We start from the raw sequence: 21,097 nt of genomic DNA on the forward strand, positions 1-21,097 counted from the left end.
GAAAACGGAAATTATCCCACGCTAAGACTGTTTTTTGTACAAAGCGGTATCGACTGTACGTAATGAGCGGTATTTTCCGGATCCCAGCTTAAGATTATTACGCCAGACGTAATCTCCACTCAGATTGATATGTTCCCAGCCCAGGGGAGAAAGATGAGAGACCAGTTGCTCATTTATCGGGATACCCTTTCGTTTTAGTGACTCAATAGCTCTTTCTATATATACCGTGTTCCACAACGTGATCGCTGCTGTCAGTAATGTCAGCCCGCTGGCGCGATAAATCTGATTCTCCAGCCCACGATCCCTTATTTCACCCAGACGGTGCAAAAAGACCGCTCGCGCAAGGGCATTACGTGCCTCACCCTTATTCAGCCCCGCCTGCACGCGTCGGCGCAGACCGGGATCACGGAACCAGTCCAGCATAAATAGTGTCCGTTCGATGCGGCCAATCTCTCTCAGCGCTTTGGCAAGTCCATTCTGTTTTGGGTAACTGGCTAACATTTTCATCATCAGTGATGCGGTGACTGTCCCCTGCTTAATCGAGGTTGCCAGGCGCAATACCTCATCCCAGTGCGACTCAATGTCTTTGATATTCAGGCAGGTTGTTGATATGACAGACTGAAGCCCCGGATAGCGCTCGGCCTTTCCATGAATAAACAGCCGCTTGTCATGAAGATCACGGATCCTTGGCGCAAAAGCGAATCCCAGCAGGTGCATCAGGGCGAAAACATGTTCAGTGAAGCCTGCGGTATCGGTGTAATGCTCGGTAATTTCCAGATCGCTTTCATGGTACAGCAGGCCATCAAGCACGTGGGTTGAGTCGCGCACCCGGCTGATCACTTTGGCGTAGAACGGGCTGTATTGGTCTGAGATATGCGTATAAATCTGCACGCCCGGCTCCTGACCATATTTAAGATTGACCTGACCGGCATAACGTCCGTGACTGCCTACCCGAAAGTTCTGCCCGTCTGACGACGATGTTGTCCCGTCGCCCCAGAATGCGGCCAGAGGCCGCTCTTTCTGTGCGTTGACCAGCTCGGCCAGTGCCGCTGAATAAGTTTCATCCCTGATGTACCATGCCTGAATACCTTCGAGTGACGATCTTGTGGCCCCAGGGCAGGATTCCGCCATTTTTGTCAGCCCAAGGTTGATGCCGTCAGCCAGAATGGTGGTCAGCAACAGTCTTCCGTCTTTTGGTCTGACGTTATTATTTTTGAGGTGCGCGAAGTGACGCGTAAATCCCGTCCAGCTATCAACTTCTTCCAGTATCTCCGTAATTTTCGGATGGGGAAGCATGCCATAGACCAAATCTGCAAAGGGCGAAACACCTGAAGGAACGCTGTTCTCCAGTGGAGTGATTTTTACGCCTTTATCTGAGATATCTACATCGGGCAAATCACCGGCAAGCGCCATCGCGTTAACTTCTTCCAGCCGAGATGCAAGAAGAGTCATACGGGCCTGAAGGTATGCCTGGCTATCGGTCTGAACGGCCAACTGTAACTGGTCATTATGTCGGGATTTCTCAAACTCAGCAGTCGGGATGAGATAATCATCAAAATTTTTGTAGCGGCGCGATCCTTTTACCCAGATATCACCGGAACGTAATGCACCCTTGAGTTCATTCAGTACGCAAAACTCGTAGTACTTGCGGTCGATGCCTGAAGGCGTGAGCACCAGTTTTCGCCAGCTTTCAGGGATAAACCCTGTTGGCGCTGATGGCGGCACTTTACGAAGTTGTTTACGGTACATTTCCGTTATGGTGTCCAGCGCATCGCTGAGCGCCTGCGCCGCAGGTGTCGCCATGAACTGCAATGCTGACAGCATACGCGGGGCATATTTACGCAACGTACTGTATTTTTCGGTGATCAGATGAAGCGCGTCGAAATTGCCCTTACGGGAAAGAAACCGCGTTTCTTCCACGCTGTTGATGAATTCCTGCCAGGGAAGGACATCTTCTATTGCAGTCCAGGGATCTTCCCCGGATTCTCTGGCGTTAAGTAACGCCTGCCCGACGGTAACGTACTGCTTCAGCTTGCTCTGAATAAGCTTTCCCGTTTGCTGGAGCCGTTCGGCCTGCGTGCGTTTTGCCCTGCTGAACAGACTACCCAGGATACGCTCGTGCAGATCAATCACTTCGTCAGTCAGGGTGGCCCTGGCCTCTGTTATTATACAAACCAGCGTAGCGTAACGTCTGACATCGGTGAATTTTGCCAGGTCCCTGCTGCTCATTTTCCGGCCCTCACGCGCCAGTTTAAGCAACCTGTTCTGGTGAACGGAAAGTGCAATACCATCAGGCAACCCCAGCGCAGCGATGGAATTAAGCCGGTCGATATGTTGCAGCACATTTTTACCGTTTATTTTACCCGGAGGCTGTAGCAGCCATGCCAGACGGGAAGGTTGTTCACCCTCTGATATGAGCAGGCTGTCGAGTGCTGATTTATGCTGCTTTTCCAGTTGCGCGGTAAGTGTCGAAAATACCGATCTGTTAGCGAGCGTGACGACTTCGGCAAGCGTCCGTTCGATCACTTCAACAGAAGGGAAAATAACATTATTGTTATGTAGCCAGCTGAGCATTTCTTCCGCCAGCATAAATCCTTTGTCAGTTCGCATGGCATAGGGGTGCAGATGACGGATACAGTCTTTTTGCATTGACCGGCTGAACGGGGATAGTTCCAGGTAGCGATAAAGTTCGGTCAGATGTTCCCAGCGGGTTTGCTCTCTGGATGCATATTCCGGCCATAAATCAGGCTGAAGTTTCAGTCGGGAAGCAACCCTGGATACAACGCCATTGTGAGGAGCACTGCTTTTGTCCGGAATAAATCCAGGTCCACGCAGATAACAGAGTAATACAGCAAAGCCCAGGCGATTCGCTGGCCTTCGGTGCTTATTAATGAGCGCAATATCCGGTTCGTTCAGAAAACACATTCGGGTCAGAATAATTTCATCATCTGGTATAACCAGTAAGCGTTCCTGCTCTTCGCTGCTCAGTATCTGTCGCCGTGGCATAAATGCCTCCCTCGCGTATAGTTTTCATCTGTTATTTGTTCGCTGTGAACGAAACCGGTCGGTTTCGTACACCACTTACAGCACATGTCCGAAACTTAGTGAAATTAATTTCGGACACACGTTATAATTCGGACATCTATTTCGTACGGAAAGTTTCCCATGTCACGTGTTTTTGCCTACTGCAGGGTCTCAACTCTGGAACAGACCACAGAAAACCAGCGTCGTGAAATTGAAGCGGCGGGTTTTGCCATCAGATCCCAACGACTTATTGAGGAGCATATCAGTGGCTCGGTTGCTGCCAGCGAACGCCCCGGATTTATCCGGTTGCTAGATCGCATGGAAAATGGGGATGTACTGATTGTCACCAAACTTGACCGTCTGGGTCGTAATGCGATGGATATCCGAAAAACAGTAGAGCAACTGGCGGCTTTAGATATTCGCGTTCATTGTCTCGCACTCGGAGGCGTTGACTTGACCAGTCCGGCCGGAAAAATGACTATGCAGGTAATTTCTGCTGTAGCGGAGTTTGAGCGGGATTTGCTGCTTGAGCGAACGTATTCAGGTATTGCGAGGGCAAAAGCGGCTGGAAAACGCTTCGGTCGCCCCCCCATCCTGAGCGAGGAACAAAAGCAAACAGTGACAGAGCGCCTAAATGCTGGCATCAGTATCAGTGCTATTGCCCGGGAATTTAATACCACCCGCCAGACTATCCTTCGGGTAAAGGCTGGATTGCTGCAAGAGTGAGCGGCTGGGAAGATTATAAAAAAATCAAATGGTTATTATGAAATAAAACAGCCTGCTGGGTTCTTTTCTCCCTATTTTTTATAAAAGAGTAGACAAAAGAGGTTCGCGATACTAATCTACCAACTAGATGGTTGGTACTGATTGCACCAGCTATACCTTTTATCAAGAAATTACAGGAGCCATTATGTCTACTACCGTTAAACCTTCTGCAGACGCAGCTGCGATCCACAATACCCGTGAAGCAGTTCGCAGCCAGCCTGGCCTGGGTAACCTGACTTTCCAGATGAAAGCCCGTTCCAGCGGCGGATTAACCGTTCGCACAGAGACCGGCGCCACAATCCAGAACGGCGTTATCGATACCAGCCGTGTGGGGAAATTTTCTAATATCGGTGATGAACCCGCAGGTTTACTCGGCACCGATACCGGCATGAGCCCGACTGAATACATCATGCAGGCGCTGGCTGGCTGTTATACCGCCACCCTTACCATGATGGCTGCTGAAAAAGGGATCGACCTGGACGGTATCGAGCTGGATCTTAATTTCGATATCAACCTCAACGGCTTCCTTGGGCTGGACAGCAACGTGCGTAAAGGTGCGAAATCTATTCGCGTCGATGTTCACCTTACGAGCAAGACCGCCAGTCGCGAGGAGTTAGAAGCGCTGGTCAGCGAAATGCAAAAGAATTCGCCAATCCACGATACTCTGGCTAATCCGGTTGAAATGATTACACGCCTGGCGTGATGTCAGAGCTGAACGTCACTGCCATTCAGAATGCAGGATGGCAGTGACGTTCAGCTCCGCACGATACTGAGTCAGTGATACAACTTGCTACGGAAAAATAGCAACAATATAATCTATCAACTAGTAGATTATATGGAGTAATTATGACAACCATGACACGGGAACGGCTGCTCAGCGAAGCAGAACACCTGATGCGCGAAAAAGGGTATTCAGCATTCAGCTATGCTGATTTATCAAAAATAGTGGGTATCACCAAGGCCAGTATTCATCACCATTTCCCGACCAAAGATATTCTGGGTGAGCAGGTGGTAATACAGGCGTTCTCTGATACACAACGCGTATTTGAGCAGATAGAGGCGACTGAGAAAAGCGCGGAGAGAAGAATTGCGGCTTACATCGATATCTTCGCGCAAAGCCATAAAGCTTCGCTACTGCCACTGTGTTGTGCGTTGTCAGCAGAGACCGCCAATCTGCCTCAGGCAATTACTGTACAGACATCACTTTATTTCGATATGCAAATCGAGTGGCTCACAAAAGTCGTCAGGGCGGGCATGGAGTCAGGTGAGTTTTCATCCCATGCCGAACCATCAGATATTGCTTTGATGATCATTAATGTCTGTGAAGGCTCAAGCGTAGTGGCGCATGCAACGGCCAGACCCGAAGTCTTCGCCAACAGCCTTAAGTATATAAAACTGCTTCTTAATACCCCTCATTCAGGAGAATGACACTATGCTGGACTGGAACAACTATCGCTCAGAGTTAATGCAACGTTTAGGCGAGTTGGGCAAACTGACCCCCGAGACCATGAAAGGCGTGGTTGCCCTGGGCAACGCAGGTAACAAAACTGACCTTTTGGGCGCAAAAGTGCGTGAACTCATTGCCCTGGCGTGCGCAGTCACAACCCGCTGCGACGGCTGTATTGCTTTTCACGCCGACGCCGCTGTGAAAGCCGGTGCAACCGACGCTGAAATTGCTGAAGCGCTGGGCGTGGCGATTAACCTCAACGCTGGCGCGGCGGTCATTTATTCAGCCCGCACTCTGGATGCCGTCGGTCAGGCACGCGGTTAAGCATTAATAAATTCCACGTTAAAAGGGCATTACTGCCCTTTTTTTATGTCCGCAATAGCCTGAGCATATACCGATGCAGGTTTCACACCCGGTATGCGTTTAACTAATTGCCCTTCATGAAATATCAGCACAGACGGCAGCCCCCAGATCTCGTATTTGGTTGTCAGCACCGGCGCCTGATCTACATTGACTTTCCCCACCTGAATATCTCTATCGAGCCGGTCTGCAAACTGACTGAACATTTCTTCGCTGGCCTGACAGGGCGGACACCAGGGTGCAGAGAAACGTACCACCGATATTCCTTTGTACTGCTCTATCTGGCGGAAATTATCTTCGTTATAAGCTGTTAATGTACGCATGGTGATGACCTCGCAAAATGAGTGACAATTCAGAAATGGCTGCGTTATGACAAAAAAATACGACACACCCATTGACCTACCTACTAGATGGTTGGTATATTGCCACCCATCAGATGTTTATGCAACTCCAGTGCGCGACGTCCAGTCGATGATACTGCCGGGCTGTGCAAATCCCTGCCGGGATACTCCTTTTTGTTTTTTGTGAGGTATACGATGAGTAAGCTTTTCACCCCCTACAATCTGTCTGGCCTGGCGTTAAAAAACCGTGTAGTCATGGCACCGATGACCCGCACCCGCACCATGAATGACGTGCCGGATGAGGTCGTGGCTTTGTACTATGCACAGCGTGCTTCTGCTGGCCTGCTCATCACCGAAGGGATGCCGGTTTCAGAAGAAGGCCGGGGTTACCTTTATACCCCTGGTATCTACAACGACGAACACGTCCAGGGCTGGCGTAAGGTGACACAAGCGGTTCACGCCAAAGGTGGCCGTATTTTCGCGCAGCTCTGGCACGTCGGCCGTATGTCTCACGTCTCTCTTCAGCCAGGCCACATAGCGCCGGTTTCAGCGGGCACCGTTCAGGCGGTCAATACCACCGTTTTTGCGCTGACCGAATCCGGAGAACCGGGCCCGGTTGTACCAAGCCAGCCACGCGCGCTGGAAACGCATGAAGTTAAACGCATCACTGCAGACTTCGTGCACTCCGCACGCCTGGCGATGGAAGCCGGCTTTGACGGCGTGGAAATCATGGCGGCAAACGGATTCATCTTTGACCAGTTCCTCAGTAGCGAACTGAACACCCGCACCGACGAATACGGCGGCTCGGTGGAAAATCGTCAGCGTTTCCTGCTGGAGACCATTGACGCCGTGGCGGAAGCCGTGGGTAACAGCCACGTTGCCGTGCGCCTGTCACCGTTCGGCCGCATTTATGACCTCGCGCCGTATGAAGGTGAAGAGCAAACCTGGTCAGCCATCACCGACGCGCTCGGTCAGCGGGAACTGGCCTACGTACACCTTTACTATCAGCCGGTGTACACCAAAGCGCCACTTCCGGAAGGCTTCCGCCGCCGTTTTCGCAACACGTTTAAAGGCACCATCATCGCTGCCGGCGGTTTTACCCGTGATATCGCAGAGCAGGCTCTGGAAGATGATGAGCTGGATCTGGTGGCATTTGGTGTGCCCTACATCGCTAACCCGGATCTGGTTGAAAGAATGCAAAACGGCTGGCCATTGGCAGAAAGTGACCGCGCCACCTACTACGGCGTCAGTGGTTCCCCGGAAAAAGGCTATACCGATTACCCGGTCTGGCAGGCGCAATAAATCCCATACGGTCGCGGTTCTCTGATAAGTGAGATCCGACCGCCCAACGTCTTTGAGGAATCATTATGCAAACGCTGAAACCCACCCTTACCATCGATATCTGGTCAGATTTGGTCTGCCCGTGGTGCTGGATTGCTAAAAAAAGATTTGAACAGGGTCTGAATCGCTTTGAATTTCGCGACCAGGTGGTGATCCGCCATCACAGCTACCGTCTGGCCGGTGGTACTCCCGCGATGCCTTTTAAGGATGCCATCGTTAAAAAGCTGGGCAGTCAGCATTCAGCGGAGCTGATGATGAATCAGGTGGGCACCGCCGGTAAATCTGAAGGTCTGATCTACAACTTCGACGGCATGATGTTTGGTGATACAGAAGATGCACACACCCTGCTGGTTGCCGCGCGTAAGGCCGGAATTGCGGACGCGGTGGAAGAACGTTTTTATCATGGCAGTATCACCGAAGGTCGCTCTCTCTTTGACCGTCAGCAGCTCGTTGCCATGGCCGTAGAAGCCGGTATGCCGAAAGCTGACGCTGAAGCCGCCCTGGAAAATGACGATTTTCGCGCCACCGTTTCCGACGATGAAGCCCACGCACAGTCTATTGGCCTCAGCGGCGTTCCGGTTTTTGTGATGAACGAAAAATATGCCATCAGCGGGGCTCAGGCAGCAGATAACTTTTTGAATGCCCTGCGTCAGGTCTGGGATGAACAGCAAACCGAATTTTCAGCCACTGCGGGTCAGACCTGCGGAACGGATGGCTGCAGTATTTAATCCGTCAACCGCCGGCAGTTTCACGCTGCCGGCAACGTCTTACCCACCAGTAATGGAGTCAGAAAATGAACACTTTTTTCAAAGGTAAAAAACTGCTCGTCGTCGGCGGTACCAGCGGCATGGGCCTGGCCGTGGCACGCATGGTACTGGAAGCGGGCGGCAGTGTCGTGCTGACCGGGAATAAAAAAGACAAAGCCGAAGCGGTGCAAAAAGAACTGAGCCCTCTGGGACCGGTTGCGGTCATCGCGGCGAACCTGATGACCGAAGAAGGTATGGAAACTATCCGTCAGGAAATTAATGCTCACCATCGCGATATCAGCCTGATGGTGAATGCCGCCGGTATCTTCATGCCCAAAGGATTTACCGAGCACAGCTTTGCCGATTATGACATGTATCTTTCGCTGAACCGAGCCACGTTCTTTATTACACAGGATGTCGTGAAGAACATGCTCGCCGCGAAGCTCGAAGGGTCTATCGTCAACGTCGGTTCGATTGGTGCTCAGGCTGCACTGGGTGACTCGCCGGCCTCGGCCTATTCAATGGCAAAAGCGGGTCTGCATGCCCTGACGCGTAATCTGGCGATTGAGCTGGCCAGCGCGGGTATTCGTGTCAACGCGGTGTCTCCCGGGATTGTTCATACGCCGATATACGAAGGCTTCATGGACAAAGCGGATATCGCAGATGCTATGAAGTCGCTGAACGATTTCCACCCGCTGGGACGCGTCGGAACTGCCGAAGATGTGGCAAACACTATTATCTTCCTGTTGTCTGACAAAACCTCATGGGTGACGGGCGCTATCTGGGATGTCGATGCGGGCATCATGGCGGTCAGACGATAACCCCGTGACGCTGGCATAAGCCGCCCCTTAAGGGCGGCATTTTTTTGTCGCCAGACATGTCATCAGCAGGCTTCACTAAGAATATTCACGACCTGTTCATCCGTGCCTTTTGTGTTCCCGGCACAGGGTGTTATGCCGGGTTCTGACGACATCCTGACAGGACAAAACGGCCAGAGAGAAAGGGGTTATACACGATGAGGAGCCGGTATCCGCAGTACCTGTGAAATTCTTTTCATCCCTGCTGTCAGCATACTCCGTGGGCAGGCCAGATTTAACCGGATATATCCGTCCCCATTGTCGACAAACAGCAAGCCCCCTTCAAGAAGGACCCCTGACTCCCGGGCAAAATACAGCGATAAATCCTCACCTGCGGTGTCGGGCAGGTAGCGGCTAATATCTATCCAGGCCAGATATGTCCCTTCGGGGATCGAGAACCTGGTTTCGGGTAAATAGCTTTTGAGATAGTCGTGCAGGTACTGGAAATTGCCGTCAATATATTCCCTCAGATGGACAAGCCAGTCATCACATTCACTCCACGCCGCTTTGTTTGCTGCCAGGCTCAGTGGAGAGATGAACTCGTCGTGTCTGAGACGCCACTCGCTTCTGACACCGGGATCCGGAATAATGATATTTGCCAACAAATTCCCGGCCAGATTGAATGTTTTACTCGAGGACATGCAGGTAATAATGCGTGTAGAATCAGGGAAAAGAGAGGCGGCCGGTGTATGACCGATACCGCTTCGGGACAGGTCGCAGTGAATTTCGTCAGATATCACCCAGATGTCATTGGCCAGGCAAATTTCAATAATCCGCTTAAGTTCATCAGGCCGCCAGACTCGTCCGGTCGGGATCAGGGATCTGGGGGTGGGAGGATCAGCGTTACCACGCCACCGGCGCTGACACTACATACGGCGGCGATAACACTCTGGAATACGGTTTATATAGAAAGAACCATTGAGCCGCTTAAGCAAAAAGGAGTCCCTGTTAATGAACTGCTGGTCTCTCATCCTTCTCCACTGCTGTACACAATATAGTCTTAGCGTGGGATAATTTCCGTTTTCCAAGCGGACCCCTCAGTGATAGACTTGTCATATTAAGGTGTGTAAAGCAACACACCTTAATATTTTAATTGTTATTCTGCATCAACCGCTCTTACGAGTAGCTTCCACGTATTGTTCTTGTGTGCTTTCTTTTCACAGTTGCTACACGGTGGAAGTTTGTTACATTGACGATTAATTAAATCTTCATAACCACATGCTTGGCAGCGGTAAATTCCTGCCCAATCAGGGTTTTCTCCTGGTTTCCAAATCTTTTCGTATTTTGCATTTGCCTTTTCAACTACATTTTTGATGACGTGCTCGCTATCGATGTACCATGCCATACCATTGACCCCTAACTTTGATGAATTCCCATGGAGATGTGAGGGTTAATTACTTATCTTTCAATGGTGCATATACCTAAAATTTGCTTCACTCGCTTGCGATCTGGACACTCCGGTAATTCTGACCAACAAAATAGCACTGGAAAAAAATACAGTGCTAGAATTACAATACAAGCTCCTGACGCTAGATAGGTGGTTGTATGTTAAGAAAAATCCCAATTATACAGGGTTCGAGGCGAGGAATGGTGCTTGATGAAATCAGCCCCGGATATTTCCTGCCCCAATCTCCGCAAAAAGACAACTCAACAGACAGAGAGCGAAGAAGAGACGTGAATGATTATGTTCTCGGGTGGTTTGATGTTGACGGTCAACCTATGCAAGTGGCATATGTCGAACACCAACGTCCGGAAGACAACGAAATTCTGATTCAGCTTCGCATTATGAACATCATTCACTAGGGTTCCCCAAAACGCGCAGGACGTGCGTTTTTCCCCCGCTTTAAAAACCCCCTCCCCGTTTGACACTCTGGTTTTTCTGTCCAGCGCCAGCAATTCCCCACCACCGGCTGCGCGGCCAGCTCCTGCTCTGCTGGCACTTTCCGGCATCGATGCGCCGAAGCGGTCGAAGAACTGCTGGTAAATCCCGTCCGGTTACGTAATTCCCCGCGCCACCTGGACACTCCGGTAATACGGTCCAGATTAATTTATACCTCGCTCTGTACCCCTCAAAGACGCACCAGTTATGCACAAAAAGTGCTTTCCATCCTGGGCATTTCGGCAAAATCGGAAAAAGTGTCCAAGAAATATTTCAGGTGATCGAATTTAATTTTGTTGACAATCATCGAAAAACCCACGTCTTTTCAGAACTCATTTCTGAGCATGCGAGGGGTTGGACAAGCCCGACTGGCGAGTCAGCCAGTCACAGTGGGGTACAACCTGTTTCCATAGGTAAACCTGTAAAAAAACAGGCTTACCGTACAATAATTATCTATATCCAAACTGATCTCCATTATGGCTGGCGGGAGAGGATGGTCAATCATCAGACCTGACGTACAAGATTTACAGGAATATATGATTTTGATGAATCTAAATAAATAATCACCACTATCATGGAAAGACGGCATATTTTTGAATTGCAATAACAAAGGGAAGTGAAATAAATATTTATGCGGATATTTTAATGAAAATGAAGAGATAAAAAAGAGTAATTTATCTGTAGATTAACCTCGCTTAACCTAAACATTATCTTCTCTTTGCCGATAATAATATAATAATGAGGGTGTAATGAACAGTTTTCATATTTTAAGTTTTTGTGTACGTAACGCGGATATCGTCGGCGCGATGCGCGTTATTCGGGATAAATCAGAATTTGCAGTGCGCAAGATTCTGGAAAAAATAAAAGTAAAGGTAACATTGCTGACCGGCAGGGCGTTCTGGCATGACGTTCAGCGCTGGCTGTTGAATGCGTGTCGCCAGGAGAATACACAGCATGAGCCTTCCGGTTCCCGACGTCCTTCATCGGATTCACACTGCAGAGGCTCTCAGTCCTGCCGCACTCGACATGATCAAAGTGCTGGCACTTATCGCCATGCTGATCGACCACACCAATACCCTGCTGATGACGCCGCCCGAACCGCTGATGTATGCGCTTGGGCGGATGGCCTTCCCCCTGTTCACGCTTATCTGGGCGATGAACGTGCAGCGTACACCAGAGCGTCTCCAGGCAAGGGCGAACCGGATGTGGATGTGGGCTGTAGTAACCCAGCCGGTGTTCAGCCTGGCCTTTGTCGGACACCAGCCCTGGTGGGCACTGAATATCCTGTTCGTGTTCGCCGGCGTCACGCAGCTGCTTGCCCTTCAGTACAGGTTCGGTGCGAAGGGTCTGGCGGCAGGCGTACTGCTGCTGGCTATCCTGGTCTGGCCGCTGAGCCCGGCCAGTTACGATCTGACAGGTTTAATCCTGGCCTGTGGCATGGTCATCGTCACCGGAAAGCAGCCCCCTGTGGTACGTCGCGCAGGAACAGCGCTTTGCATTCTGTCACTGGTATCCCTGAACGGGATTTCGCACCTGCTGAGCCTGCCGGAAGATACATTGTTGCTGGCCACCTTACCGACCCTGATTCTCCCGCTGGCAGCCATCTCGATGAGCAACTGGCTGTTTCCTGCTGGCGATCGGCGCTTAATGCCCCGGCACTTTTTTTATATGGCCTATACCGGACATCTTTTTGTTATTGCGGTTATCGTGCAGGGCATCCGTTAAAAATGCCCCACACGCTGACGTCGCTATTTCACCCGCTTCATATCTGACAACAGAGGTCTGCATGTATATTCTGATGAAAAGATGGCTTTCTGTGCTTTGGTTGCATTTAGAATTGATCCCCGGTTTCGCCTTTATCGGGGCTGGCTTTTTTGAATTATTCATTGCTGATTCCGGGTCTCAGATTTGTTTTGAAAACACGATATGTGCCGTAGACAGCCTGAGTTTTATCATGCCCTGGTTATCTGTGGGCTTTGGAATGATGGTTATCATTATCTGGTATCTGACAACGTATCTTCCTTTTAAAGAGAAAAAATCTCAGTTTGTTCCTTCCGTTAAACCGGAAGACTTTGTGAAATAAACAGGGCACGTTCATTTCTGCCATTATTGTCCTTTGTCAGACATCCAGTATCAGGTGATACCGGCGTGTTTGCCGCCTGTTCTGGTCCTTATGCCCGGAGGGCATGTCAGGCGACAGATATCCTGACGGGGAGCACAAATGGTCAGGGTCGCCGCAACCGGCGTGAGCCGCTTCAGTTTAATAGGTTCTGCCTTCCCCAGCCCCTTCCCTGCAAAGCCATACCCGCTTAACGTCATGAAGAACTCTTCTTTGCGCGACCGGAGTGAGCTCGTCGAGGCCTGTGGCCGCTGACGGGCTGTATCTCCGCGTTAGCGCCGCAAGGCGCTCACGAGCGTGTACCCCTTAACGTCCCGCAGCACCACTGACAGCGACGAAAGAATCTAGTTACAACATCCATCTTAAAGCGAGGGTGTTCCGGCCCTTCGGGCCGGGGCGGCGTCGGTTTAGCAGGGGTCAGTGGTGTGCTCAGTGCTGGATTCTGGCCAGACCGGGGCCCGGCGCCTGCGACGGGAGGAACCTCAGTCTTTTCTCTGAGCGCATGGCCGTGAGGCCATTGCATGCGAAGGCATTATGATTTATCCACAGTGTCGCGGAAGACAAAAATTTATCCTGTCATGAAATGAAAAGGGACATAAAAAGGGGGGTTAGATAATTTTGCGGGTTTGCTGTTATTCCTTTCCAGATTTGCTTATTTATTCCTTTGCGGATTTTTGTGGATAAAATTTTTTTGGCTTCATTCTGTGCCGTTCTGGCAGGGAATTCAGAATCAGAGATGGGATAACCTGGTGAGGATGTACGAAAAACGCGCTGAAATGCTGGGAAATTCCAGCACCAAAAGCCCCGGCGAGGGGCTTTCAGACAGTGGACGGATTGTATGGTTGCCCCGGTTAATCCGGGGGCGATAATGCCAGGTCAAGCTGATACAGGTGCTGAACAGCCAGCTGTGTCAACCGTTCCGGCGTACACCAGTAAGCCTCATCATGAGGAAGGGTTTTGTACACCCATTTTTCCATGACATGAAGGCGCTCGTCTGCCGGCAGCTTAATCAGGTTACTGGCACGCTTGCGCTCAGCCCCTTTCTTACGACGGTAAGTCAGCGCGTCACGCCGTTTCTGACCTGACCAGCACTGGCGAGCCTTATGCGGGTTAATGTCATCATGAGCGCTCATCGCACCTTCACGGATCAGACGCTCACGCTCCGCGCTGAGCCGCAGTTTCTTCTCCTGTTCTTTCTGCAACTTGTCCATATTGACACCCAGCATCTGGAAACCGGCGGGCGTGATATAGACATAAACGGGAAGCCAGGAGCGGGATTCATGATCCCACATGCGTTCTTCTGCCAGACCCAGTACGCCAAAGCGCACTTGTTCCTCGATGAGCCGGGAAAGGCGTGACACCGTCACCTCCGTTTCAGGTATGACGTTGCCTTTAGCATCTTTAGCACTCAGTTCTTTCGCCAGGCGAGAGATACACATGGCGACGGTGTGCTTGCCGGCATCGCAGAAACTGACGAGCAGGGGCCAGAGGGCATCGATAAGACGCTGGCGTTCGGGACGGAAACCGTATTTGCGCCCAGCCTTTCGACGATCGGTAACAAAGAGAGGATGACGCGAGACGTGAATACGCAGCCTGGGCTGTCCGGTCGCTCTGTCAAACATTACGAGTCGGTTGTAAGCATGTCCCAGCTCCCCGGACAGCTTTTTATAATGAGCCGGGCGATACCACGCAGGAAACTCACATTTGGATCGCGTGGAGTGGTCACCGCGCGTGCGGCGGGTCTGTTTTTTGACTGGTGCGGTGAGGAAATTATCCTGAGTTCCGGCATCAACATCCTGCCAGAAACGGGTTAACTCATCGGCCGGGAGTTCAGACCAGTGGACCGAAAGTTGATTATCATTCACGGCGGCCTGGACTTAGGGCGGCCGGGTGTTGTTTTCTATGGTGCATGCGTTATAATCCTTCACAGGCATCAAGCCTGCTTTTGGACCCCCTGATATCTAACCTTCCGCCAAGTTGAGAAAGATATTAGGGGGTTTGTGCATTAAGGCTCCGGGAAACCCCATTACCTGCTCCTGAACGTTTTAATGGACACGTCCTGTCATTGTTTGTTTCCGGAAGTCCGCATTTCTTCCGTAAACCATCTTCTGCTACCCATCAGCCTCACCACAAAGCAGTCAAACTATTAGTTTGAGTTAGGTAACAAAAGTAATCTGAATCAACAATCTGTCCCACCACAAGACGATCGCTGAATATCTGAATACTACCTTTTCATCAGTGAATTTTCCAGATGTTAGACCAGATAACCGCCCATAGTTTGCACGCTAAATATTCTTAAGGGACTTTTAATCAGTAATGTTCGCAGCAATGTCAGGTAATTAGAGGGATCAGGCGAGCCTCTGGAGAGAAGAGAATTTTGCTGGAAGGAGTTTTTAGTCATGTAGTTACATGGGCGACTCTTACAGATAACAACTGCACTGATGCAATGTTGTATAGCTTTTGCTATACAACATTCTTGTGTTATGCTTGTAAAGCAATTGCTATACAAGGAGTGCAATTATGAAATCAGATGTTCAACTCAATCTTAGAGCCAAAGAATCTCAAAGAGCACTCATCGATGCTGCTGCAGAGATTCTCCATAAATCACGCACGGACTTCATTCTGGAAATGGCATGCCAGGCTGCGGAGAACGTGATCCTCGATCGACGCGTATTCAATTTTAACGATGAGCAATATGCAGAGTTTATCGCTATGCTCGATGCACCAATTGATGATGACGCTGCCATTGATAAGCTTCTCTCAAGGAAACCTCAGTGGGACGTGTAACAGCACCTGAACCGTTATCCAGCACTCATCAGCTGGCTGAGTTTTTCAGTGGGGAGGAGGTACTCGATGACTGGCTTAAACAGAGAGGGTTAAAAAATCAGGCTCTCGGCGCCGCCCGGACATTTGTTGTATGTAAAAAAGACACGAAACAAGTTGTCGGTTTTTACTCACTGGCCACTGGCAGCGTCAACCACGTGGAGGTTACAGGAAGTCTCAGGCGCAATATGCCTGATCCAATACCTGTAATCATACTTGCACGCCTGGCTGTCGATATCTCATTGCGTGGAAAAAGGCTAGGGGCTGATTTACTTCACGATGCAGTATTACGCTGTTATCGGGTCGCAGAAAATATAGGTGTCCGTGCAATCATGGTTCATGCTTTGACTGAGGAAGCCAAAGGTTTCTATCTTCACCATGGTTTTAAGGCATCGCAAACCCAGGAGCGGACTCTGTTCCTCAAACTGCCACAATAGAACATAAAGGAGAAAGGGGGAATCAGTCAGTCTGTAAGTAATTGATTTTAATGTTTTATATTTATATATTTAACATAATCTTTGTTATGCGCACCAGTCATGTGGAGGCTCAATGCTAATGTCTATTTGTGGCTCATTGTCCAGGCTATAGTTCTCAGACCTGTATGTCTAGACAACGACTCGCTTTTTCCTGATGAGGAGTTTTCTATGGCTAAACATGGCACCGGGATGTTCACACTGAAAGAAATCAACTGCCTCATAATCCTTCAGGATATCATTGAACGTAACCTGCGTCCTGGCCAGGCGGCCGAGATACTCAGTATCACGCCACTTCATTGCAGCCGTCTACTGAAACGTAATCGCCAGTCTGGGCCGCTTGGTATGAACAACCAGAGTCGCGGTCGTACTGGTAACCGTCAGTTGCCCGCGTCACTGACTGACCATCATAATAGCTGGATGATATCTTTGCCTGGCAGGAACTGCGTAAACTGTCTAAAGCACTGACTTTCCGCTATGACAAAATGATTTATCTGGTTGAACCTACAGAAGAAAACACTCGTATCGCTGGCGAAAAAAATCACAGTCTACGACTATCCGCACGGCACACTGGCATTCAAATACGGGTACCGTTCACTCAAATATCAGGTGTTCGACAAACTGGAATACGTTGACCAGGGCCAAATCGTTGATAATAAACGCCTTGGAGCCAGTTCTGAAATTGGCGCAGAGTACAATGGATGAACTTGAACGTGATGGTAAACGTGGCCGAAGTAAAAAGATGCCCAAGCGACGGGCTCAGGCCAGAGTGCAGGAACAACTCAGGGCAATTAACCCAGTTCTGGTCAATCCAGCAGAATTTAGGGCCAGTCTGAAACGGTAGCGCTGCTCTTTTAGGTTTTAATTTTCCCTGAGTGATTCATTGAGTGCTATTTCCACCTTTGCTCTACCAGTGAATCAAACTTCTCAATTGCTTCCCATGGAACCAATTTCATTTTGTGCAATTCTTCTAGAATTTCTAACGCCTGAGCTGTCGGGGATGTTATGCACGGAAGCGTACTTGTAATCCAGTCAATAACGCGACACTTTAGATCATCATTACTGGATAAAAGTCGGTTCTGATATGCCCGAATATCATCGAGAATCACATGCTCTACCTGAGACTGGAAGGTAATTCCAGCTTTAGGATCATCCAGTTGTTCAAGCAACTCACAAAGCGCCTCTTTTGAACAACGTTCACCCACAGGGGGGCGAGTTGTAAACCATAGCTCACATATAGAATCTGGCAGAATGATTGTTGTTCTTTTTCCACTTTGCTTACGGACGTAGTTAATTTTCACGCCTAAAAACCAGCTAATTAATAATGAGTTAATTTATACTCACACTGACAATTTGAGTCAAAGTATACTCAACAAAAAATTATGACCTGCTCCCCGTTGATTAATACACCGCGATGTTAGTAATGTCTTCATAAGCCACATGAGGACATCCCCATGAAGAAGCGATTTTCCGACGAACAGATCATCAGTATTCTCCGCGAGGCAGAAGCCGGGGTTTCGGCCCGGGAACTCTGCCGCAAGCATGCCATTTCAGACGCCACCTTCTACACCTGGCGTAAGAAGTTCGGTGGCATGGAAGTCCCCGAAGTGAAGCGGCTCAAGTCACTTGAGGAAGAGAACGCTCGTCTCAAGAAGCTACTCGCTGAAGCCATGCTGGATAAGGAGGCGCTTCAGGTGGCCCTGGGCCGAAAGTTTTGACGACAGACCAGAAGCGGGAAGCCGTGGAAGTCATGTGTGAGACAACGGGTTTGTCGCAACGCCGTGCCTGCAGGCTGACTGGTCTGTCACTTTCAACCTGCCGTTATTCGGCTCAGCGTCCGGCTGCTGACGCACAACTGTCTCTACGCATCACAGAGCTGGCACTTGAACGCCGCCGGTTTGGTTACCGGCGCATCTGGCAGTTATTGCGCCGGGAGGGCCTTCACGTCAACCACAAGCGCGTTTACCGCATCTATCACCTTAACGGTCTGGGTGTAAAACGCAGGCGCCGCCGTAAGGGTCTGGCGACTGAACGGTTTCCGCTTCTTCGCCCGGATGCGCCGAACCTGACATGGTCGATGGATTTTGTCATGGATGCACTTGCCAGCGGCCGCCGGATTAAGTGCCTGACCTGTGTGGATGATTTCACGAAGGAGTGTCTGACGATCACCGCCGCTTTCGGGATTTCAGGTATTCAGGTCGCGCGTATTCTGGACAGCATTGCGCTGTTTCGTGGATATCCTGAGACGATAAGAACCGATCAGGGCCCGGAATTTACCTGCCGCGCGCTGGATCAATGGGCCTTTGAACATAGTGTTGAGTTGCGCTTAATCCAGCCGGGCAAGCCAACTCAGAACGGATTTATTGAGAGTTTCAACGGTCGCTTTCGGGATGAATGCCTGAATGAGCACTGGTTCAGCGATGTTCTTCATGCCCGGAAAATCATTAATGACTGGCGGCAGGATTATAACGAGTGTCGACCTCATTCATCGCTGAATTACCAGACGCCATCTGAATTTGCAGCAGGCTGGCGAAACGGGAAGCATGAAGAAAAATCAACCGACATTACTAACTGAAGGTTGTATCTAATACTGGGGGCAGGTCACAAGGTGCAGAAACTTCATTACCAAAGGATGAATTTAGGAAGCTTGCTATATCAACAACTGAAATGTTAATGGATGGAGATACTGAGGAGACGGTAAATACTTTGATGGAAGCGACTATTGAAAGACTCGTTTTCGTAAATACACCCGACAGTACGGATTATGTGCGTTTTGATATCCGACAACTACAAGAGTTTTTCGCTGCAGAATTTATTCATAATGATATTTCTGACCAGGACCTTGTAGACCGATTGTCAGTCATTGTTGCTGATGCACATTGGCGTGAAGTTGTGCACTTTATTCTCAGTGCGTTAATACATTACAAAAAGAAGACCGCTCTGATGTTAGTTTCTACGATGCTGTACGAAATGGATAATGATAATGATAACCATAAAATAAAATATTATAATAAACGAGCCGCTATTGGGGCATTGCTTGTATTACGCTTAATAGAAGAAGGATTACTTGAGCAAGACAGAAGAACCAGGTCATTATTTAGTAAGTGCTTAACACCTTTGTGGGGATGTTTAGATGAAGATGTACTATTAAAAATTGCGTCACTTGAAATGGAACAATCCAGAAACTGGATGTTAAGCAATATGATAGATTCCTATCTTAATATGGATTATGGTGAAACACCTGCTTGTGTTATGTTGTTTTCAGTTCTACTTGATAAAGAGCATGAACAATTCAAAGAAGTATATAATAAATTATGCAATGCTCCCAATGATTATTGGGTTTTTTTAATAAATACGGCAGGCATACATTTTATTCATACCATCGGCAGTAGAATTAAGTTGTGGTTTATAAAGATTTTAGTGGATTTATATTTCTCTAAGCATACAAGTATAAAACTTCTTCAATGTATATATGACTATCTCACACGGTACGCGACATTCGTTACTAATCCATTCGAATCACTTGGCATTGAAAGTAAATACATTGAATACTTTAGTTATTTCTTTGTAGAACCACATGAAAACGATATAGATCAGACTAGAGACACTGATAGATATTCAGTTGTTGCCACTGTAAGTTACAAAAATAATTGGCATTTAACCAAGGAAATGCAATATAATTCTCAGCAATTTATGGATTTAGAATATTCTTATCCAATCGAGTTGTTCAAAGTGACGTGCAGTTTTTACAATACTAAATCATATGTTGAGTTTAGAAAGTTACTCAAAATCATAACAGATAATAACTTTGATATAAATAGCGTGCCTGGATCACTTCTATCAATGATACCACTTTGTACGACTCATTATGTACTTGAGAGACAAGTGATTCACCTTTCAAGATTATCGGATGATGCACTGCAGGATTATATAGATAATCCAATGTATAATAATAGAAGTGTTATTCCACGATTCCGCTATATGATATTCAATGCAGATAAATTCCATAAGGATAAGTGGAATCTTTTATGTGATGAACAACCAGAAACGGCTCTAAACTTTTTAACTGCGCCATATTTCGATAGGCGCATGATTGATGATGCTTTTAAAGAGTACCCTGAGGTTATTATTGAGTCATTAACCAAAATTGCAATTGAGCATCCTAAATTGTTTTCACCACACTTTTTCTTTTGGAAGTTTGTTTTCGATTTCTCTGTTAATACTGAATCATTAATAAAAAAATTAATAGAGGAGGTCGGCTATGAGGTTTCTTTTAAAGGTTTATACAACACTAAATTTACCTCAATTTATAAATTATCGTTACCTGAAGATAAATTTATGATCCCATATTTGGCACACTCGCTATCCACTTCAAAGTCTCAAATTGATAATTTGCGTAAATCTCATAGTGATGATTTTACTAATGGGTTTCTCGAAGCCTTTGGCCTCAGCTTTGAGGAGCTATACGATATTGCATGTAATGAAAATGAAATAAAGTTAATTAGGGCTTCAAGTTTAAGTTTGCTATTACATTATCAACTTGATGATAAAGCATCAACAATTGAAAACTTTTTCAATAAAAATTTAGATTTTCTTATAACATCTCTTTACTCTGATGAGGTTAGTTCATTATTAACGAGTTCAGTATATTATTTATTACACGATGTCAGCACATTGAGTTTTCGACTAAAAGAGTTTTTAGGAATTTATTCGTATTTGTCAAAAGACAATCAATTAAGCCGTCTTATGACACATAGTATTTATGCGAGGTGGCGCGAACGCTCTGATTCAGTCGTTAACCAAAGCGGTAAGTTAGATATGTGGTTACAGGCTTAGTAGAAATCTACCGAACTACCATCCATAGATGGTAGTTCGGTAGATTTCTACTAATTAAAATGTACGTTTGAAAAAGTAGACTCCCT

Annotated in this window: 20 protein-coding genes and 3 pseudogenes; 17 read left to right on the forward strand and 6 right to left on the reverse strand. The window is 48.3% G+C overall.

All coding sequences use genetic code 11. The features are described from left to right. Positions 1-21: 21 nt before the first annotated feature. Entirely contained in the window at positions 22-3,006 is a 2,985-nt protein-coding gene (locus AC0LWE_RS20760) for a Tn3 family transposase (protein ID WP_474266104.1), read from the reverse strand. Between the two features lie 159 nt (positions 3,007-3,165). Here AC0LWE_RS20760 and AC0LWE_RS20765 point away from each other — a divergent pair, with 159 nt between their 5' ends. The 4 genes from AC0LWE_RS20765 to AC0LWE_RS20780 all read left to right on the forward strand — a co-directional run bounded on the left by AC0LWE_RS20765 (position 3,166) and on the right by AC0LWE_RS20780 (position 5,560). Continuing rightward, a complete protein-coding gene (locus tag AC0LWE_RS20765; RefSeq protein ID WP_012695450.1) occupies positions 3,166-3,750 on the forward strand; it encodes a recombinase family protein in 585 nt (194 codons plus the stop codon). Between the two features lie 184 nt (positions 3,751-3,934). After that, positions 3,935-4,492, forward strand: coding sequence for an OsmC family protein (locus AC0LWE_RS20770; RefSeq protein WP_000108589.1), 558 nt, complete (start codon positions 3,935-3,937; stop codon positions 4,490-4,492). Positions 4,493-4,635: 143 nt separating this feature from the next. Next, the gene (locus tag AC0LWE_RS20775; protein WP_000210409.1) at positions 4,636-5,217 is read left to right on the forward strand and encodes a TetR/AcrR family transcriptional regulator; all 582 of its coding nucleotides are present in this window, start codon (positions 4,636-4,638) and stop codon (positions 5,215-5,217) included. A 4-nt stretch (positions 5,218-5,221) separates the two neighbouring features. Further along, complete coding sequence (locus tag AC0LWE_RS20780; protein WP_000888080.1) at positions 5,222-5,560, forward strand: carboxymuconolactone decarboxylase family protein; 339 nt, start codon at positions 5,222-5,224, stop codon at positions 5,558-5,560. Between the two features lie 29 nt (positions 5,561-5,589). Here AC0LWE_RS20780 and AC0LWE_RS20785 read toward each other — a convergent pair whose 3' ends face one another. Further along, a complete protein-coding gene (locus AC0LWE_RS20785) occupies positions 5,590-5,919 on the reverse strand; it encodes a thioredoxin family protein (RefSeq protein WP_002431133.1) in 330 nt (109 codons plus the stop codon). 213 nt (positions 5,920-6,132) lie between these two features. Between AC0LWE_RS20785 and AC0LWE_RS20790 the strand changes: the two genes are divergently transcribed. The 3 genes from AC0LWE_RS20790 (at position 6,133) to AC0LWE_RS20800 (ending at position 8,845) form a co-directional block, all read left to right on the forward strand. Next, the gene (locus tag AC0LWE_RS20790) at positions 6,133-7,239 is read left to right on the forward strand and encodes an alkene reductase (protein WP_006687059.1); all 1,107 of its coding nucleotides are present in this window, start codon (positions 6,133-6,135) and stop codon (positions 7,237-7,239) included. A 65-nt stretch (positions 7,240-7,304) separates the two neighbouring features. Next, the gene (locus AC0LWE_RS20795; protein ID WP_001194072.1) at positions 7,305-8,006 is read left to right on the forward strand and encodes a DsbA family oxidoreductase; all 702 of its coding nucleotides are present in this window, start codon (positions 7,305-7,307) and stop codon (positions 8,004-8,006) included. 65 nt (positions 8,007-8,071) lie between these two features. Further along, positions 8,072-8,845 carry an SDR family NAD(P)-dependent oxidoreductase gene (locus AC0LWE_RS20800; protein ID WP_474266108.1) on the forward strand — a complete coding sequence of 258 codons (774 nt, stop codon included), beginning with the start codon at positions 8,072-8,074 and terminating at the stop codon, positions 8,843-8,845. A gap of 185 nt (positions 8,846-9,030) precedes the next feature. On the opposite strand, the gene AC0LWE_RS20805 is transcribed toward AC0LWE_RS20800, so the two are convergent. Further along, positions 9,031-9,699, reverse strand: a complete 669-nt coding sequence (locus AC0LWE_RS20805; RefSeq protein ID WP_224750810.1) for an aminotransferase class I/II-fold pyridoxal phosphate-dependent enzyme — start codon at positions 9,697-9,699, stop codon at positions 9,031-9,033. An 8-nt stretch (positions 9,700-9,707) separates the two neighbouring features. On the opposite strand from AC0LWE_RS20805, the pseudogene AC0LWE_RS20810 reads away from it, so the two are divergent. Further along, positions 9,708-9,864 (forward strand): annotated as a pseudogene (locus tag AC0LWE_RS20810) (Tn3 family transposase); the annotation flags it as partial. Between the two features lie 113 nt (positions 9,865-9,977). Here the strand turns inward: AC0LWE_RS20810 and AC0LWE_RS20815 are convergent. Beyond that, complete coding sequence (locus AC0LWE_RS20815; RefSeq protein ID WP_474266110.1) at positions 9,978-10,226, reverse strand: hypothetical protein; 249 nt, start codon at positions 10,224-10,226, stop codon at positions 9,978-9,980. A gap of 242 nt (positions 10,227-10,468) precedes the next feature. Between AC0LWE_RS20815 and AC0LWE_RS20820 the strand changes: the two genes are divergently transcribed. The 3 genes from AC0LWE_RS20820 to AC0LWE_RS20830 all read left to right on the forward strand — a co-directional run bounded on the left by AC0LWE_RS20820 (position 10,469) and on the right by AC0LWE_RS20830 (position 12,843). Beyond that, positions 10,469-10,684 (forward strand): hypothetical protein, encoded by a 216-nt coding sequence (locus AC0LWE_RS20820; protein ID WP_474266112.1) that lies wholly within the window; start codon positions 10,469-10,471, stop codon positions 10,682-10,684. A 1,030-nt stretch (positions 10,685-11,714) separates the two neighbouring features. Then, the gene (locus tag AC0LWE_RS20825; protein WP_474266114.1) at positions 11,715-12,485 is read left to right on the forward strand and encodes a TraX family protein; all 771 of its coding nucleotides are present in this window, start codon (positions 11,715-11,717) and stop codon (positions 12,483-12,485) included. A 73-nt stretch (positions 12,486-12,558) separates the two neighbouring features. Continuing rightward, the gene (locus AC0LWE_RS20830; RefSeq protein WP_474266116.1) at positions 12,559-12,843 is read left to right on the forward strand and encodes a hypothetical protein; all 285 of its coding nucleotides are present in this window, start codon (positions 12,559-12,561) and stop codon (positions 12,841-12,843) included. Positions 12,844-13,730: 887 nt separating this feature from the next. Here the strand turns inward: AC0LWE_RS20830 and repA are convergent. Continuing rightward, a complete protein-coding gene (repA, locus tag AC0LWE_RS20835; protein WP_219347761.1) occupies positions 13,731-14,744 on the reverse strand; it encodes a plasmid replication initiator RepA in 1,014 nt (337 codons plus the stop codon). A gap of 633 nt (positions 14,745-15,377) precedes the next feature. Between repA and AC0LWE_RS20840 the strand changes: the two are divergent. The 4 genes and pseudogenes from AC0LWE_RS20840 to AC0LWE_RS20855 form a co-directional block, all read left to right on the forward strand. Beyond that, positions 15,378-15,666: pseudogene (locus tag AC0LWE_RS20840) on the forward strand (type II toxin-antitoxin system TacA family antitoxin). Continuing rightward, a complete protein-coding gene (locus AC0LWE_RS20845) occupies positions 15,654-16,139 on the forward strand; it encodes a GNAT family N-acetyltransferase (protein ID WP_219347759.1) in 486 nt (161 codons plus the stop codon). The pseudogene AC0LWE_RS20840 and the gene AC0LWE_RS20845 overlap by 13 nt, the downstream one beginning before the upstream one ends. 207 nt (positions 16,140-16,346) lie before the next feature. Then, the gene (locus AC0LWE_RS20850) at positions 16,347-16,643 is read left to right on the forward strand and encodes a hypothetical protein (RefSeq protein ID WP_245004276.1); all 297 of its coding nucleotides are present in this window, start codon (positions 16,347-16,349) and stop codon (positions 16,641-16,643) included. Continuing rightward, positions 16,592-17,019: pseudogene (locus AC0LWE_RS20855) on the forward strand (ISNCY family transposase); the annotation flags it as partial. The gene AC0LWE_RS20850 and the pseudogene AC0LWE_RS20855, both read left to right, overlap by 52 nt. A 46-nt stretch (positions 17,020-17,065) precedes the next feature. Here the strand turns inward: AC0LWE_RS20855 and AC0LWE_RS20860 are convergent. Next, a complete protein-coding gene (locus tag AC0LWE_RS20860) occupies positions 17,066-17,476 on the reverse strand; it encodes a hypothetical protein (RefSeq protein ID WP_219347758.1) in 411 nt (136 codons plus the stop codon). A gap of 153 nt (positions 17,477-17,629) precedes the next feature. On the opposite strand from AC0LWE_RS20860, the gene AC0LWE_RS20865 reads away from it, so the two are divergent. Both AC0LWE_RS20865 and AC0LWE_RS20870 read left to right on the forward strand, forming a co-directional pair. Beyond that, positions 17,630-18,750, forward strand: a protein-coding gene (locus tag AC0LWE_RS20865; RefSeq protein ID WP_162263837.1) for an IS3 family transposase whose coding sequence is annotated in 2 segments (ribosomal slippage) — positions 17,630-17,888 and positions 17,888-18,750 — 1,122 coding nt in all. Because the reading frame shifts where the segments join, the coding sequence is not laid out codon by codon here. Positions 18,751-18,848: 98 nt separating this feature from the next. Then, a complete protein-coding gene (locus tag AC0LWE_RS20870; RefSeq protein WP_474266119.1) occupies positions 18,849-21,011 on the forward strand; it encodes a hypothetical protein in 2,163 nt (720 codons plus the stop codon). Positions 21,012-21,097 lie beyond the last annotated feature (86 nt).

The organism is Lelliottia sp. RD5 (assembly GCF_056032945.1).